This window comes from Clostridium sp. AF36-4, assembly GCF_003435975.1.
Lineage (GTDB): Bacteria > Bacillota > Clostridia > Lachnospirales > Lachnospiraceae > Eubacterium_F.
In genome coordinates this window covers 1-15,396 of record NZ_QTVH01000022.1, presented here as the reverse complement: position 1 = coordinate 15,396, position 15,396 = coordinate 1, and the positions used below count along the sequence as shown (strand labels likewise).

The following is a 15,396-nucleotide window of genomic DNA, read 5'->3' as shown; positions in this document are numbered from 1 at the left end:
TTATGAATTACAACGAAAAGTATGAATTGATTGATTTGTCACAGGAAATTTATCAGGGAATGCCGGTATTTGGTATGCACCAGAAAACGTTTATTATGACAAACCAGACCCATGAGGAAAATATGAAGCAGACAGGTTCCAAAACTCTCGGATTCAGTGCGCGTAATCTTTTGATCAGCGAACATGGACCTACACATTCAGATGCTGTATGGGAGTACAATCCAGAAGGACCGACCATTGATAAAATGGACATGAAACTGTTTTATGGAAGTGCGATTTGTGTGGATCTCACACACATCCGTTACCCGGATTATATTGAAGCAAAAGATTTGGAGGAAGCGGTTGAAAAAGCAGGATTGACAGTGGAAAAAGGCGATATTTTCCTGATGTATACAGGGCATTATAATCGTACCTATGCAAAAGGTGATATCGAGGGATATCAGAATTATTATACCGGTCTTTCATATGAGGCTGCAGAGTGGCTTGCCAAAAAAGGTGTTGTCAATATTGGTGTTGATTCCTCTGCCATTGATCAGACACCGGATGATCTTGATTTTTCCGGTCATCTGGTATGTGGAAAATATGGTATGACCAACACAGAAAATTTGAGAAATCTGGATCTTGTTGCAGGAAAAAGATTCTTTTATATGGGATTGCCACTCAGAATTCGTGATGGCAGTGGTTCTCCGGTACGTGCAGTTGCATTAGTAGAAAAGTAAAGGCGGGATTTTTATGAATTTTCTTGGTTTTTTACAGTCGTTATTAGGAGGGATTGGAACAGGAACCATTTATGCACTTCTTGGACTTTCCTGTTCCCTGATTTTAGGAAGGCTGCAGATTTGCTCGGTTGTGCATGGCGATTTGACAATTTTAGCCGGATATCTGTGCTATCAGGCATTTCGAATGTTTGGGGTTGATCCGTTCATTACATTGATTGTATTAATTCCACTCTTTTTCCTTATCGGATACTGGATACAAAATATTTTTATGAAACCATTTATGAAGCTGGAAACATGGAAAGGACGCTATGAAGGACAGGTTATGGTTTCATGGGGAATTGGTATGTGTATTATGGCTGTTGAATATTTCCTTTTTTCCGGTACCTATAAGACATTAAATGTTCCTTATCGAAATGCTACGGTTAATATTGGCAGTATCGCGATTCCCGTTGTGCATATCATAGCATTTATTCTTACAATTGTATTGATTGCAGCAGTGGAATTGATATTAAAAAAGACAAATCTGGGAATCCGTATTCGTGCCTGCAGTTCTGATACTACAACAGCAAAACTTACGGGAATTCCTGTAAATCGTATTTGTGCAATTACATTTGGTATTTCAAGTTCGTTAGCGGCTGTGGCCGGTGTTATTTATGCATTGACTAACTCTCTTAGTCCGGCAGAAGGATTTGATCTGACGTTTTTGGGATGGGTCGCTGTAATTCTGGGAACTATGGGAAATCTCAAAGGAGCGGTGGCAGCGGGAATCCTCATGGGGATTGTACAGGCAATGACCATTTATTTCTGGATTCCAAACCTGGCAACAGCAATGATTTATATTGTTTTGTTAATTATTCTTGTAGCTAAGCCAAATGGTTTGTTTTACCGCAAAAAGAATGAGAGGGGGCAGGCTGCATGAAAGCAAAAAAATTGATTCTCAGCCTTATTGGCGGAGCCATTTTAATGGCTGCTTATCTGGCATATTTTCATGCCAGTAATCAATCGTATCTGTCCAGTTTTATTGTATATATCTGTTTATTCCTGATTGCAGGTCAGGGATGGAATTTGTTAGGCGGGTATATTGGAGAAGTATCGTTTGGACATGCTGTATTTTTTGGTATAGGGGCTTATGCGGTTGCCCTTCCGGGAGGTTATAACATTGACCTGCCGCTGCCGATTTTGGTGATTCTTGGTGTTATTATTGCTGGTTTGTTTGCATGGATAATTTCTTATCCACTTTTACGAATCAAAGGCTTGTCATTTTTGATTGGAACGTTTGGACTCGGTGTAATATTTTTAAATGTTTTTAAATCTAGTCAGTTTTTATTTGCCAGCAAAGGTGTGTTTGTGAAATTTGTATCACCGGAGTTTTTGTACCCGCTCATTGTTTTTTTGACAATCTTAACGGTAATCGGTGTTGCTTTATTGGTGAAAAGTCCGTTGGGTCTTAGTTTTAAGGCAGTTCGTGATGTACCGGAAGCAGCAGAAATGATTGGCATTAATCTGTATCGAACAAAGACAAAAGCATTGGTAATTGGAGCTATGATAACAGGACTTGCGGGGGCACTGTATGCTCTCTATGAGATGCATATTACACCAACAGCAACCTTTGATACAGCAATTAGTAATGATATTTTACTGGGGGCATACGTTGGCGGCTGTGGAACCGTAATGGGACCGGTGATTGGCGGTGCTATATTGATTATTGTTCAGGAAACAGCAAGAAGTATGATTACAGTAAGTGGTGGACACAATCTGGTACTTGGACTCATTTTGATTCTTGTTATGATGTTGATGAAACAGGGTATCTGGGTTGGCATCTGTCAGGTGACAGATAAATTGTTAATCCGTATACGAAATAAAAAAGAAAAAAAGGATGAAAATACGCACAAGGAAGCGGAGGTGGTTGAATGAATGAACCTATCTTGGAGATGAAACATCTGACTATGGGATTTGGGGGACTTGAGTTATTTTCTGATATTAATATATCGGTAAAAAAAGGCGAAGTTCTTGGAATCATAGGAACGAATGGATCAGGAAAAACAACGTTATTTAACATTATCTGTGGAATTTATCGTGCGTTAAGTGGAAGTGTTCTTTATAAAGGAATGAACATTTCCGGTGTTGCACCACATAAAATTTCCAAAATGGGAATTGGCCGTTGTTTTCAGATGGTTGCACCATTTGAAAGCATGACACCTTTAGAAAATATTAAGGTTGCCCGTGCGAATGCGGGACGGAGTGGAAAAGGAGTAAAATTGTCCTTTGATGAGATTCTGTCACTGACGCATTTGGATGCAGTAAAAGATATAACAACAAACAATCTTTCACTGCCAGATAAAAAAAACGTGGAAATTGCCCGTGCTCTGGCGTGCAATCCGGAAATTATATTATTTGACGAAGTATCCTGCGGTCTGTCCGGAGAAGAAATTCGGGAAAGAATGAAGTTAATGAAGAAACTGGCAGATCAGGGAATTACGATTATTGTCATTGAACACATTATGATGTTCATAAAGGAAATTTGTGACCGGGTTGTTGTTCTTCATGCCGGTGAACTGATTGCTCAGGGAACGCCTGCGGAGGTAATTGCAGATCCTAAGGTAATTGATGCTTATCTAGGAGGTGGAAAAATATGAGTTATTTTGAATATAACGATGTATATGCTGGTTATTCAAAAGAGATGAATGTGTTGCAGGGAATAAATTTCTCTTTGGAGCGGGACAGCCGGGTGGCGCTTATCGGTGCGAATGGGGCAGGAAAGAGCACGATTATGAAGACAATTTCGGGGCTGGTGCCCTTGCAGAAGGGGAGTATTGTATTTGATGGTGAGCGTCTGGATGGTTTGTCTCCGCATAAGATTGTGGAGCGTGGGGTAATCCAGGTACCGGAAGAAGGAGGAACATTTCCGAATCTTACAATTGAGGAAAATCTAATGATTTCCTGTGTTAGTAAAAAAGCGAAGGAAAATGCTTCAAAGAATTTATCACTTGTTTACGATATGTTTGAGCCACTGGCGATTAAATCAGCCTTGTTGGCTGGCTCCCTTAGTGGCGGACAGCGGAAAATGCTGAGCATTGGTAAAGCGATTATGGAAGAGCCGGCTCTGCTTCTTTTAGATGATATATCGATGGGACTGGCGCCGAAAGTTGTGCAGGAATTGTATGGTTCCCTTAAACGTCTTGTGGATCGCCTGAACAAACCGGTTCTGGTCGTTGAGCAGATTATGGAGATTGCCCTGCAGTTTGCGGATTATGGTCATGTAGTTCAACAGGGGCGGATTGTAATGTCAGGAACCTCTAAGGAGCTTCTTAACTCAGAAAAGGTAAAAAGCTCCTACATAGGTGGATAAAAAAGAGAAAAATCCCTCATATCTTTAGCAAAGGATGTGTGGATTTTTATAGAAACATAGTTTTACAGTAAAGGAGGAACTTATTATGAAACTACGAAAAATAGGAAAGAAATTAGTCAGTACTGCATTGGTGGCGGCCCTTGGTATGAGCCTCACTGCCTGTGGTTCTTCATCTTCTGATGGTGAAAAAACAGGTAATGAGGGCGGAAAACTTATCATTGGTGGTACATATACTTTGAGTGGAGCTTGTGCCCATGCGGGACAGAACACACTGAAGGGAGCAAAAGCCGCGGTAGAATACATCAATAAAAATGGTGGTATCAACGGAAAAAAAGTCGAGTTAAAATATTATGATGATGAATTTGATGAGAGTAAGATTCCTACGCTGTATGAAAAACTAATCAGTGATGATAAAGTGGATCTTTTAACCTCGCCATATACCTCACCTTTTTTGGCAGCAGCTCCAATTGCAGCAAAACATAATAAAGAGATGTTTTGTATTGCAGCAGACAGTTATACAGCGAATGAGCAGTATGGAAAATTGATTGCCAATCCACAGATGGATGAATCATGGAAAGGCGGCGGATGGTGGAAAGATGTTTTTGAATATTTAAAGAGTAATTATAGTAAATATAAAACATCCGGTCAAAAGACAGTAGCAATTCTGAATCTTGAGACGACATATGGTCATGAAGTAAGCGAATCTGTCGGTAAATTTTTAAAGGAAAATGGATTTAAAGTTGTCTATGAAGAATTTTTTGATCCTGGCAACAGCGATTGGACAGCAACTGTGCAGAAAGTGAAGAACTTAAATCCTGATATCCTGTTTGCACCTCAGTATTTTGAAGATAGTGTCAGGCTTGTACAGAAATGTAAAGAGATGAATTGTTATGCCCCAATTATGGTAATTGAGGGAATGAGCTGGGATCCAATTTCATGGCCAAATACAGAACTTGGTGGTTTGGAGCCATCGACTGCTAAATTGCCATTTCTTGGTTATTCAATTTATAAGGAAAAGTACGAATCGGCATCCAAAGATTATCTGGCAGATTATTGTAAAAAGGAATTTAATTCAATTCCAAGTAATGATGTAATCTGTGGTTTTATGGCAGTAGAACTTGCTTGTGAAGCAGCAAAGAAAGCAAATTCAACAGAAACCGATGCTCTTCAGGAAGCCTTATCAAACAATACATTTAATCTGGCAGGTTATCCTTATAAGATGAATGAAAGTGGTGGTAATGGTGCAGAGTTCGACTGGGGATGTGGACAGTTTCAGCCAAAAGATTTATCCAAGGCAGATGCATCTGGCGATGACTGGGTAACATTATGGCCGGAAAAATATGCAACATCTTCTGAGGCAATTACATTTGAGGGATGGAAGTAATTGCCACCCGGAAAGAAGGGAAGACATGAAAAATTATGTAATTACAATTGCCAGAGGTTTTGGCAGTGGCGGTAAAGAAATCGGGAATGAAGTTGCCAAAAGACTTGGGATACCATGTTATGAAAAGCGGATATTAAAAATGGCATCTGAATTCAGCGGTTTAAATGAAAAACTATTTTTTGATATTGATGAAAAATTGAGAGGATCTTATCTGCACAAAAGAATGAAAGGAATGCTCGATTATTCCGCTGTGCCGGATCCAGCCAGTAAAGACTTTGTGTCGGACGAATCAATTTATCAGCTGCAGGCTTATATTATAAGAGATCTGGCAAACTTTGAGTCGTGTGTTATCGTAGGAAAATGTGCTAATAAGATACTTGAACAGTGGCCTAATGTTATCAGTATTTATATTGAAGCACCGAGAGAAAAATGCCGGCAGTCCATTATGGAGAAAATGCAGGTTTCGGAAAAAGAGGCAGATCGTCTTATAACAAAAACAGATAAGTATCGTGCAGAATATTATAAATACTATACCGGTGGAGATTACTGGACAAATCCGACAAGTTATGATCTTACAATTAACACTGGTCGGGTAGGGCGCGAAAGGGCAGTCGACCTTATAATTGATTACCTGAAAATGCGTTTTGGTGACAAACTGATATAAAAAAAGAAATTCCGTAGCAGTTAAGCGCAAATGAGGGAGTGTTTTGTTTGTGACAGTTTTTTGAGGTTTGTTTTCCAGGATTCCAGTAAAACATCAAGAAAAGTTAGTGATAAGTGGGTACAAACACGTGGGTATCAGGCATGTGTCGTTTACATGCCGATACCCTTACGCGTTTGTTTAGCGGGAGCGCCCACTTATCACTAACTTTTCTTGATGCTTTACGGAAACCGGAAAGCCAAACATCCCCATCACCTTGCATCCCCCCGGATAAAATGATATAATCCCAGTAAAAACAATCAGCAATGGAGAGAACATATGGCATTTACAGAGGAACAGATGCAGCGGTATTCGCGACATTTAATTTTAAAGGGCGTAGGAGTAAAGGGACAGCAAAAATTGTTAGAGAGCAAAGTGTTAGTGATTGGAGCTGGTGGACTTGGCTCGCCGGCTATTTTATATTTAGCGGCAAGTGGCGTGGGAACGATTGGCATTGTGGATGGTGACTGTGTGGATTTAACAAATCTGCAGAGACAGATTATTCATGACATGGATTCGCTTGGTGTGGAAAAAACGGAGTCGGCAGGAGAGCGGATTCGCAAATTAAATCCGGATGTCAAACTGCATCTGCATGCAGAGCGTGTTACCCCGGAAAACATTATGGCACTGATTGAGCCGTATGATTTTATTATTGATGCGGTAGATAATTTTTCGGCAAAATTTTTGATTAATGATGCCTGTGTATTGGCAAAGAAACCATTTTGTCATGCAGGAATCCGGCAGTTTTACGGACAGGTTCTTACGTATGTGCCGGGGGAGGGACCGTGCTATCGGTGTATTTTCGAAGAAATTCCAAAAGATGGAACAGTGGACAATTGTTCTTCCGCAGGGGTTATTGGTTCGATTCCTGGAATTATTGGAAGTATTCAGGCCTTGGAAGCGCAAAAATATATTACCGGGGCAGGCGAACTTCTTACCGGGAAAATGCTTACCTTCGATGGACTGACGATGAGATTTCGGACGGTGAATTTTGGAAGTCCGTCAAAAGGATGCCGTGTATGCGGAGAACATGCCGATATTCATGAACTGAGACCGGAGGAATATCCGATGCCGGGGTGCAGTATTTAGAGAATGGAGGGTAAATCATGACGTTACAACAGTTAAGATATGTAATTGCGGTAGCAGACCACGGTTCAATGAATGAGGCGGCAAAGGCTTTGTTTATTTCACAGCCAAGTTTGTCGGGGGCTGTAAAAGAACTGGAAAAAGAACTTGGCTTTGAACTTTTTTTGCGCACGAGCAGAGGTATTGTTGTGACGCCGGATGGTGAGGAATTTCTTGGATATGCAAGACAGGTGACGGAGCAGTACCGTCTGCTTCGAAATCGATATATTGAAAAAGAATCCCGAGAGAAATTCAGTGTTTCCATGCAGCATTATTCCTTTGCGGTAAAGGCATTTGTAGAGACAGTCAAACGTGCGGGAATGGAAAATTATGAATTTGCTGTATATGAGACGCGCACATACGAAATCATTGAAAATGTGCGGAATTTCAAAAGTGAGCTTGGCATTTTATATATGAATGACATGAATCGGAAGGTGTTAGAAAAAATTCTCAGGGAAAATCAGCTGAAATTCACCGAATTATTTTCCTGTGATACCTATGTATATCTGCGCTCCGGGCATCCGTTAGCCGGGCGGGAAATACTTTCGATGAAGGATTTAGAGCCGTATCCGTGTCTGGCTTTTGACCAGGGAAAAAACAATTCTTTTTATCTGGCAGAAGAGATGAAAAGCACCTATGATTATGATCGTATTATCAAGGCGAATGACCGTGCAACGATGTTAAATCTGATGAATGGACTGGATGCTTACACGTTGTGTTCCGGTATTATTTGCGAGGAATTAAATGGGGATGATTCGTTAGCCATTCCACTAAAGGAATCTGAGAAAATGCAGATTGGCTATATTCATCGTGCCGGGTCGGTAGTGAGTGCACTTGGTGAAATTTATATTGAGGAACTTATGAAGTACCAGTCTGCTTATGCGGGGGAGAACTAGTTTGGACCTTGATTCCCTGAATATCATATACTAACAATAACAACTGCTGTATCGGAGAGTGTATTATGGCTTTTTATCATTTTTTAGTTCTGGGGGAAGAAAAAAGGCAGTATTATCTGGCGCAAATGTTAAAAAAAGAGGGACATGAGGTGATGGAGGCGATGAGTTATCAGCCGGGCTATCACGATGCAATCCTTCTTCCGGTTCCACAGACTGCCATGTTTTTTGGGGAAAATAAAGAAAAATTTCAAAAAGGACAGGTGGTTTATGGATGTAAATTCCCGGAAACTGCGATAGATTATGCGAAGGAACGAGGAATTCGCGTAGTTGATTATTACAAAGAAGATGGTGTGGCGGAGAGAAATGCACTGGCTACCGCAGAGGGAGCCGTTTCAGAGGCGCTTATCCATGGATGTGTAAGCATTCAGGGGAGTGAGTGTCTGGTCACTGGATATGGAACGTGTGGAGCGGCACTGGCGGCAAAACTTAGCCAATGGAGGGCATCCGTTACTGTTATGGAGCGGAAGGAGAAAAAGAGAGAGCGGGCAAAAAGTTATGGCTATCAGGCTTGTTCCTTTGATGCACCAAAAGATACAATGTCAAAATATGATTTTATTTTTAATACCGTACCGGCACCGGTTCTTACCAAAGAGCGGCTGCAGGGAGTAAAGCCGGAGGTGTGTATTATTGATATTGCATCAAGACCGGGTGGGACGGATTTTTCCTATTGTCAGGAATCGTCGATTTTTGCAAAATTATGTTTAGGACTTCCCGGCATTTATGCACCGAAGTCATCAGCCGGCATACTTATGGAAGTAATTAAGAAAACAATTTTGGGAGATTAGCGGAATGAGCAAAAAGAAACAGCGTACGGTTGGCTTTGCGTTTACCGGCTCTTTTTGCACTTATGAGAAAATAAAAGAAGTGGTCAGGCAGCTTGTCAAGGAGGATAATCGGGTCATTCCGATTTTTTCCCAGACCGCACAGACCGTGAACTGCCGGTTTGGCGATGCGAGAGATTTTATTATCGAAATACAGGAAATTACGGGAGAACGTGGGATTTTTTCAATTCAGGAGGCGGAACCGATTGGCCCGAAAGGACTTTTGGATATTCTGGTAATTGCGCCATGTACCGGAAATACGATGGCAAAACTTGCAGCGGGGATTACCGATACACCGGTATTGATGGCGGCAAAAGCGCATATGCGAAATGACAAACCGGTTGTTCTTTCACCGGCTACCAATGATGCACTTGGAGCCAGTTTAAAGAACATTGGTTTCTTGATGAATACAAAAAATTTCTATTTTGTTCCGTTTGGGCAGGATGACTGCGAAAAGAAACCGAAGTCGATGATTGCCCATACGGAACTGATACCGGATACGATTGAGGCGGCTCTTTGCGGCAGACAGCTGCAGCCGGTAATCCGCTCTCCCTTTTAAATCCGGATGGATACGTTATATTTCCGTAAGAAATATTCAATCTGCAAAAGGTAGGCAATCATTTGCGGGCCCGCCATGAGCTGACCGTACCAAGGTGCCCCGTAATCTTTTGGATTATCTAAAAACTGGGTGACCTGCTTTAAATCGAGGAGAGAATGCAGGGGACTTGCAGAGTCGGAAAGTACCTCCTTGAGGCGTTTTGCCAACAAATTTTCATAATAAGGATTGTATGTTTTTGGATAAGGGCTTTTGCGGCGGAACAAAATTTCATCCGGCAAAAGTCCTTTTGATGCCTGACGCAGTATATTTTTGACAAGTCCGTCCTTTGCTTTCATTTCCCATGGAATATTAAAAACATAATCGACAAGTGTGCGGTCAGCAAATGGAACACGTGCTTCTAATCCCGAGAACATGCTTGTGCGGTCCATGCGGTTTAGCAGTGTCTGCATAAAGAAACGGATATTTAAATAACCAATCCGCCGTCTATTTGTCTCAATTTCATTTTCGGATGGGAGAACATTAATTTCACTGACTGACCGGTCATAAATATTTTTTACATATTCATCCATGTGAAGACTTTCTACTAAGTCATCCTTCAAAAGAACTTTGCGCGGGGTGAGTGAAGGAGTCCATGGAAATGTACCGGAGTTAAGCATTTCCTCCCTGTGAAACCATGGGTATCCGCCAAATACCTCGTCTGCACATTCGCCGGTCAGTACAACCTTATGAGAATGGCTGACTTCCTCGCAAAAATACTGTAAGGAAGAATCAATATCCGCCATGCATGGGAGGTCATGTGCGTCCACCGAGCGGTATAATAAATCCGCCTGCATTTTGTTGTCACATTCGAGATAGTGATGGTCGGAATCCAGAAAAGAAACCATTTTGTCCACATATGGGCGGTCCTGCGACGGCTGAAAAGAATTCGCCTTAAAATACTTGTCATTATCGATGAAATCAAAGGAAAATGTGGTGAGTTTTTTTCCCTGTTTCTTTAACTCGGCAGCACAGACTGCAGAGACCACGCTCGAATCGACACCGCCGGATAAAAAGGTGCAGATTGGCACATCGGAAACCATTTGTCTTTTGATGGCATCCTGAATCAGAAATGATGTTTTTTCAACGGTTTCCTCATAAGAATCAAAATGCGGTCTGCTTTCCAGATGGAAATACTGCGTCATTTTTCTTCCAAAAACAGAGCACGTCAGGTAACACCCCGGCAGCAGCTCGTGAAATCCGTAAAATACGCCGCTTCCCGGCGTGCGTGCCGGACCTAATGATAAAATCTCATTGAGTCCATCCACATCAAGTTCTGCTTTGACGCCCGGAAAGCAAAAGCAGCCTTTTGGCTCCGAGGAAAAAACAATCGTTCCATTTATCATGGTATAAAAAAGTGGTTTTACGCCGAATGAATCTCGGAATAAAGTCAGTGTATTGTGCCGTTCATCATAAATGGCAAAGGCAAAAATACCGTCGACTTTTTTTACAAAATCGGCGCCAAAGGTTAAATATGATAATAATAAGATTTCTGTGTCAGAATTCGTTTTTGGAAAAACCTGATGGTTTGCCAAGTCATTTTTTAACTCTTTCATATTGTAAATTTCACCATTATATACAATATGATAAGGATAGCCATCCAGTTCTCTTGTCATAGGCTGGTGGCCACCCGCCAAATCAATGATGGAAAGTCTTGTGTGTGCCAGTCCACAGTGTGGTGTCAGCAGACTGTCATTATCGTCAGGACCGCGGTGGGCAAGACAGTGTTTCATTTCATCTAAAATATGCAAAAAAGAATCCCGCTGCCCGGTAAAATCGGCCGTGGGGTCATAAAAGCCGGATATGCTGCACATAGTAACCTCCTTTTGCAAAGAAATAATTCCATATGATATACTGTATGCAAAAAAAGGGGGAAACATGTATGGGAAAAAGATTACTTCCTCCCCTTAATGTGTACTTCAGGAATTGCAAGGTTGTCATAGTCAACAGAGGCATTCGAGGAGACTGCATTTGTGCTGTCAGAAGCCTCATGTGTATGCACCTCCGGAATGGCTACATTATCATAAGTCAAATCATAATTTTTTCTACTTTTCTGAGGATTGTTTATTGTAATATATTTTTTCTTTTTAAAAAACATAAGTAAACCTCCTTATATAATGTTGATAAAAAATGTAATAACCAAACTGTTGATAAAATCGGCAAACAGACTTCCCACCAGTGGAATCAGCAGATAAGCTTTTACCGATGGCACAAAGCGGTCGCATAAGGCCTGCATATTTGCCATGGCATTTGGGGTTGCTCCCATACCAAATCCACAAGTACCGGCGGCGAGAACTGCGGCATCGTAGTCATGCCCCATGATACGGAATATAACAAAGTAAGTAAATACGCCGATGAGAAGTGTCTGCGCAGCAAGCAAAATGACAAGCGGAAGTGCCAGAGAAGCTAACTCCCATAACTTCAAAGTAATCATTGCCATTCCCAAAAACAAGGATAATGAAATTCCGCCAAGGTCATTGATTTCACCCATATGAATGGTTGTAAAATTTGTATACTCAGCGATATTTCGGATTAATGCTGCGGCAAGCATGGCACCAATATAAATCGGAAAAGTAAGTCCGGTTTTGGTAAGCAGCCAGGAAAAAATGGTTCCCAGACCGATTGCTAAAATCAACTGGAAAACGGCGGCTGCATACATGTTTGTGTGGCGTTTGTGCTTTTCTTCATCTTCAATTAAAAGACTGTCATCTTCGGTGGCAACGGTATCCATTAAATTTCTTTTTTCAATGAGGCGCTTGCCGATTGGACCGCCGATTAAACTTCCCATAATTAATCCAAAGGTTGCGGCAGCCGTACAAATTGTGGTTGCACCCTGAATATTAAAATCCTCCAAAACCGGTCCAAAGGCACCGGCAGTACCGTGGCCTCCGACCATTGGAATTGATCCGGTACACATACCGACAAGCGGATTTAATTGCAGCAGTTTGGAAAGACCAACTGCAAGCAGGTTTTGTGAAACAATTAAGGTGATGACTAAGAAGAGGAAAATAATCATTGATTTTCCGCCACTTTTTAATACTTTCAGATTTGCCTGAAATCCAACCGAAGTAAAGAAAAAAACCATACATACTTCGCGCAGGGTGTCATCAAAGGTAAAATCAGCAAGTCCGGTCGAGTAACCGATGCAGGTTAAGATGGCAAACAACAAACCACCGATAACAGGTGCCGGAATACAGAATTTTTCCAAAAAATGAATGTGTTTTTTTAAGAAACTTCCAAGTAAAAGTACCAAAACGGCAAGTGCCAGTGTCTGGTACATATCAAATTCAATGTTCATAGTAATCCTTCCTATTTGCTATTTTGTCGAAACGGTAATTTTCTTCTCTTTGTAATAAGAGGCGGCTCCTTTATGAAAAGGAAGTGTAATATCTTTTGTAGCAGATGTTTCGTTTAAGGCCAAATTTAGGGATGTTGCATACTGTAAATCTTTATTATGCTCAAATAAGGCTTTTGTAATTATATTAACGGTGTCCTCGGATAAATCATCCGATGCTAAAAGAATAGATTTCACTCCTATGGTTGTTACTTCTTTATCCTGTCCGGTATAAGTGTTAGCCGGAATGGTATAATGGATATATGAAGGAGAGGATGCCATTAGTTTTTTTAAGCATGTCTCATTTAGGCTGAGAAGCCGGATTGGACACTCCTTTGCCAGTTCCTCGATAATCGTTGTCTTGGTACCTGCAGTACAAAAAAAGGCATCAATTTCATGATTGGAAAGCTGGTTGGCGGCCTGTGTATAATCATAATTTTCTGTCTGAACCAGACGGGAGGTTAATCCTGTCGCTGCAAGAATTTCTTTTGCATTTCGCTCTGTGCCGGATTCCGAGGCACCGATACTGATATGTTTTCCCTGCAAATCATCGAGTGAATAAATGGATGAGTCTGCACGGACAACAATCTGGCAGGCTTCTGTATAGAGACCGGCAATGGCACTGTAGTCTTTACAGATGTTACCATCAAATGCACCGGTTCCCTCATAGGCATCCTGAATTAAATCAGCCTGTGCAATCGCTAAATCGATATAGTGATTGGACAGCAATCGGATATTAGCGGTGGAACCTGCGGTGTTTTTAACTTCATAAGAATAATTTTCGTTCTCTTTACTAAGAATTCCGGTGAAACTATTGGCGAACGTATAATACATACCGCCAACGCCGGCGGCCCCAAAACGAATGTTTCCCGCATCACTGGAACAGCCGTTTAGCAGCACTAACAATAAACTAAGCAGAATGCATAATATTTTTTTCATGTGATGTTATTTCCTTTCTTTTGTAGGTATAATTTATTTTACATGATATTTGAGAAATTGCAAGAAATCCATTTTTTTGCCGTTTTTTGCTTAGAAAAATCTGATTTTTCGTAAGGATATACCGTTTGTTCCTTTTCAAAAAACTTAAATATATGTATAATTATATCGTTATTTTTCACAGAATGCGGTATATTATTGAGGAGGAATCAAGATGCGAAAAGCGCATATGGTTGGGGGAGGAGTAAAAAAGGACAAATTGACGGAAAACGAGTATTTGATTTATACGCTGGCAGTTCTGCCGGAACTGGTCTTTTGCCACGGCTTTGGCATATTGAAAAATATATATGAGGGAACTTTTGATGAAGCAGATTTAGGAAACGAGCAGATACCGGAGTGGTATCAGTCGAAAATCAGACTGGAAACACTTAGTGGCGAGTTCTTCCGAGATTTGCTTTTTGTATTTTATCTGGTGGATGATTTTGAGTATATATGCAATCGGCTGTTTTTTTATATAAAAGCACAGTCTTGTCCGGAGCAAAAACGAATGAACATGCTGTTACAGTATTATGGAGTCCGCTATCTGCTGGAGCGGAAAATGCCGTGGGAGATTGAGAGCCGTTTATGGGAAATAGCGGGAGAAAAACGAGATGTAGAAGATATTATCTTTATTTATCAGAGAGACGCAGAAACAATGGCGGAATGTGTAAGGCGTTATGAGGCACGGTATGCATGCTTTGGACAAGAGTTCACAAAACTTTCACAAAGAAATTAGCACTCACCTCTTGACAGTGCTAACAATAAGTGTTATATTACAACTAGAACAAAGGAAAGGGGTTCTTAGGAAAGAAAAAATCAAATGGTAACATGTTAATTGAAACAGTTTAGTTTGATGAAGAAAAGGAGAGATGACTTATGTTAGCACCTAGTATTTTTGGAGAAAATTTATTTGATGACTTTTTTGGAGGATTCCCATTTTATGATGACAGAGATTTTAGAAGAGCTGAGAAAAAGCTTTATGGTAAAAATGCCGGTCATTTGATGAAAACCGATATTCGCGAAACCGATGAAGGTTACGAGATTATGATTGATTTGCCGGGATTTAAAAAAGAAGAAGTAAAAGCCTCATTAGAGGATGGTTATCTTACTTTGAGTGCCGCAAAGGGCTTGGATAAGAGCGAAGAGAAAAAAGAAGGACATTATATCCGCAAAGAGCGTTATGAGGGTGCCTGTCAGAGAAGCTTTTATGTTGGTACAGATGTGACAGAAGAAGATATCAAGGCAGAGTTTAAGCATGGTATTTTGAAATTGTTTGTTCCAAAGAAAGAGCATAAAGATGCCGTGGAGCAGAAAAAATACATTGCCATTGAAGGATGATAAGTTTTGACTTATCTGAAAAAAAGGAGCCGTACCGGCAAGTGGTTTGATATGCTCCCTTCTAGGTAGACAAGTGAAATAATTAAACTTGTTACTTAGG

17 protein-coding genes are annotated in these 15,396 nt (G+C 40.9%); 13 read left to right on the top strand and 4 right to left on the bottom strand.

Going from position 1 to position 15,396, the window contains the following annotated elements; translation table 11 throughout:
- Positions 1-2: 2 nt before the first annotated feature.
- The 11 genes from DW005_RS10775 to DW005_RS10725 all read left to right on the top strand — a co-directional run bounded on the left by DW005_RS10775 (position 3) and on the right by DW005_RS10725 (position 9,613).
- A complete protein-coding gene (locus tag DW005_RS10775) occupies positions 3-719 on the top strand; it encodes a cyclase family protein (RefSeq protein ID WP_022377412.1) in 717 nt (238 codons plus the stop codon).
- Positions 720-732: 13 nt separating this feature from the next.
- Complete coding sequence (locus DW005_RS10770) at positions 733-1,638, top strand: branched-chain amino acid ABC transporter permease (RefSeq protein ID WP_117479357.1); 906 nt, start codon at positions 733-735, stop codon at positions 1,636-1,638.
- Positions 1,635-2,633, top strand: coding sequence for a branched-chain amino acid ABC transporter permease (locus DW005_RS10765; protein WP_117479355.1), 999 nt, complete (start codon positions 1,635-1,637; stop codon positions 2,631-2,633). The genes DW005_RS10770 and DW005_RS10765 overlap by 4 nt, the downstream gene beginning before the upstream one ends.
- Positions 2,630-3,355, top strand: a complete 726-nt coding sequence (locus DW005_RS10760) for an ABC transporter ATP-binding protein (RefSeq protein WP_117479387.1) — start codon at positions 2,630-2,632, stop codon at positions 3,353-3,355. The genes DW005_RS10765 and DW005_RS10760 overlap by 4 nt, the downstream gene beginning before the upstream one ends.
- The gene (locus DW005_RS10755; protein ID WP_022377416.1) at positions 3,352-4,068 is read left to right on the top strand and encodes an ABC transporter ATP-binding protein; all 717 of its coding nucleotides are present in this window, start codon (positions 3,352-3,354) and stop codon (positions 4,066-4,068) included. The genes DW005_RS10760 and DW005_RS10755 overlap by 4 nt, the downstream gene beginning before the upstream one ends.
- Positions 4,069-4,153: 85 nt before the next feature.
- Positions 4,154-5,452 carry an ABC transporter substrate-binding protein gene (locus DW005_RS10750; protein WP_117479353.1) on the top strand — a complete coding sequence of 433 codons (1,299 nt, stop codon included), beginning with the start codon at positions 4,154-4,156 and terminating at the stop codon, positions 5,450-5,452.
- 25 nt (positions 5,453-5,477) lie between these two features.
- Positions 5,478-6,116 carry a cytidylate kinase-like family protein gene (locus DW005_RS10745; RefSeq protein ID WP_022377418.1) on the top strand — a complete coding sequence of 213 codons (639 nt, stop codon included), beginning with the start codon at positions 5,478-5,480 and terminating at the stop codon, positions 6,114-6,116.
- Positions 6,117-6,431: 315 nt separating this feature from the next.
- A complete protein-coding gene (locus tag DW005_RS10740; protein WP_117479351.1) occupies positions 6,432-7,241 on the top strand; it encodes a HesA/MoeB/ThiF family protein in 810 nt (269 codons plus the stop codon).
- A gap of 17 nt (positions 7,242-7,258) precedes the next feature.
- A complete protein-coding gene (locus DW005_RS10735) occupies positions 7,259-8,173 on the top strand; it encodes a LysR family transcriptional regulator (RefSeq protein ID WP_117479349.1) in 915 nt (304 codons plus the stop codon).
- 65 nt (positions 8,174-8,238) lie between these two features.
- Positions 8,239-9,018: an NAD(P)-dependent oxidoreductase gene (locus DW005_RS10730; RefSeq protein ID WP_117479348.1), complete on the top strand. Its 780-nt coding sequence runs from the start codon at positions 8,239-8,241 to the stop codon at positions 9,016-9,018.
- A gap of 4 nt (positions 9,019-9,022) precedes the next feature.
- Positions 9,023-9,613 carry a dipicolinate synthase subunit B gene (locus DW005_RS10725; RefSeq protein ID WP_022377422.1) on the top strand — a complete coding sequence of 197 codons (591 nt, stop codon included), beginning with the start codon at positions 9,023-9,025 and terminating at the stop codon, positions 9,611-9,613.
- Here the strand turns inward: DW005_RS10725 and asnB are convergent.
- From asnB to DW005_RS10705, 4 genes are all read right to left on the bottom strand, one after another.
- Entirely contained in the window at positions 9,610-11,463 is a 1,854-nt protein-coding gene (asnB, locus tag DW005_RS10720) for an asparagine synthase (glutamine-hydrolyzing) (RefSeq protein ID WP_117479345.1), read from the bottom strand. The two genes, DW005_RS10725 and asnB, sit on opposite strands and share 4 nt — an antisense overlap.
- A gap of 80 nt (positions 11,464-11,543) precedes the next feature.
- On the bottom strand, positions 11,544-11,747 hold the full coding sequence (locus DW005_RS10715) for a hypothetical protein (protein WP_022377424.1): 204 nt from the start codon (positions 11,745-11,747) through the stop codon (positions 11,544-11,546).
- Between the two features lie 12 nt (positions 11,748-11,759).
- A complete protein-coding gene (gene gltS / locus DW005_RS10710) occupies positions 11,760-12,947 on the bottom strand; it encodes a sodium/glutamate symporter (protein WP_022377425.1) in 1,188 nt (395 codons plus the stop codon).
- 18 nt (positions 12,948-12,965) lie between these two features.
- On the bottom strand, positions 12,966-13,922 hold the full coding sequence (locus tag DW005_RS10705) for a TAXI family TRAP transporter solute-binding subunit (RefSeq protein ID WP_117479344.1): 957 nt from the start codon (positions 13,920-13,922) through the stop codon (positions 12,966-12,968).
- A 211-nt stretch (positions 13,923-14,133) separates the two neighbouring features.
- On the opposite strand from DW005_RS10705, the gene DW005_RS10700 reads away from it, so the two are divergent.
- Both DW005_RS10700 and DW005_RS10695 read left to right on the top strand, forming a co-directional pair.
- Positions 14,134-14,694 (top strand): hypothetical protein, encoded by a 561-nt coding sequence (locus DW005_RS10700; protein ID WP_117479341.1) that lies wholly within the window; start codon positions 14,134-14,136, stop codon positions 14,692-14,694.
- Positions 14,695-14,834: 140 nt separating this feature from the next.
- On the top strand, positions 14,835-15,296 hold the full coding sequence (locus tag DW005_RS10695; protein ID WP_117479340.1) for an Hsp20/alpha crystallin family protein: 462 nt from the start codon (positions 14,835-14,837) through the stop codon (positions 15,294-15,296).
- The last annotated feature ends 100 nt before the right edge of the window (positions 15,297-15,396 follow it).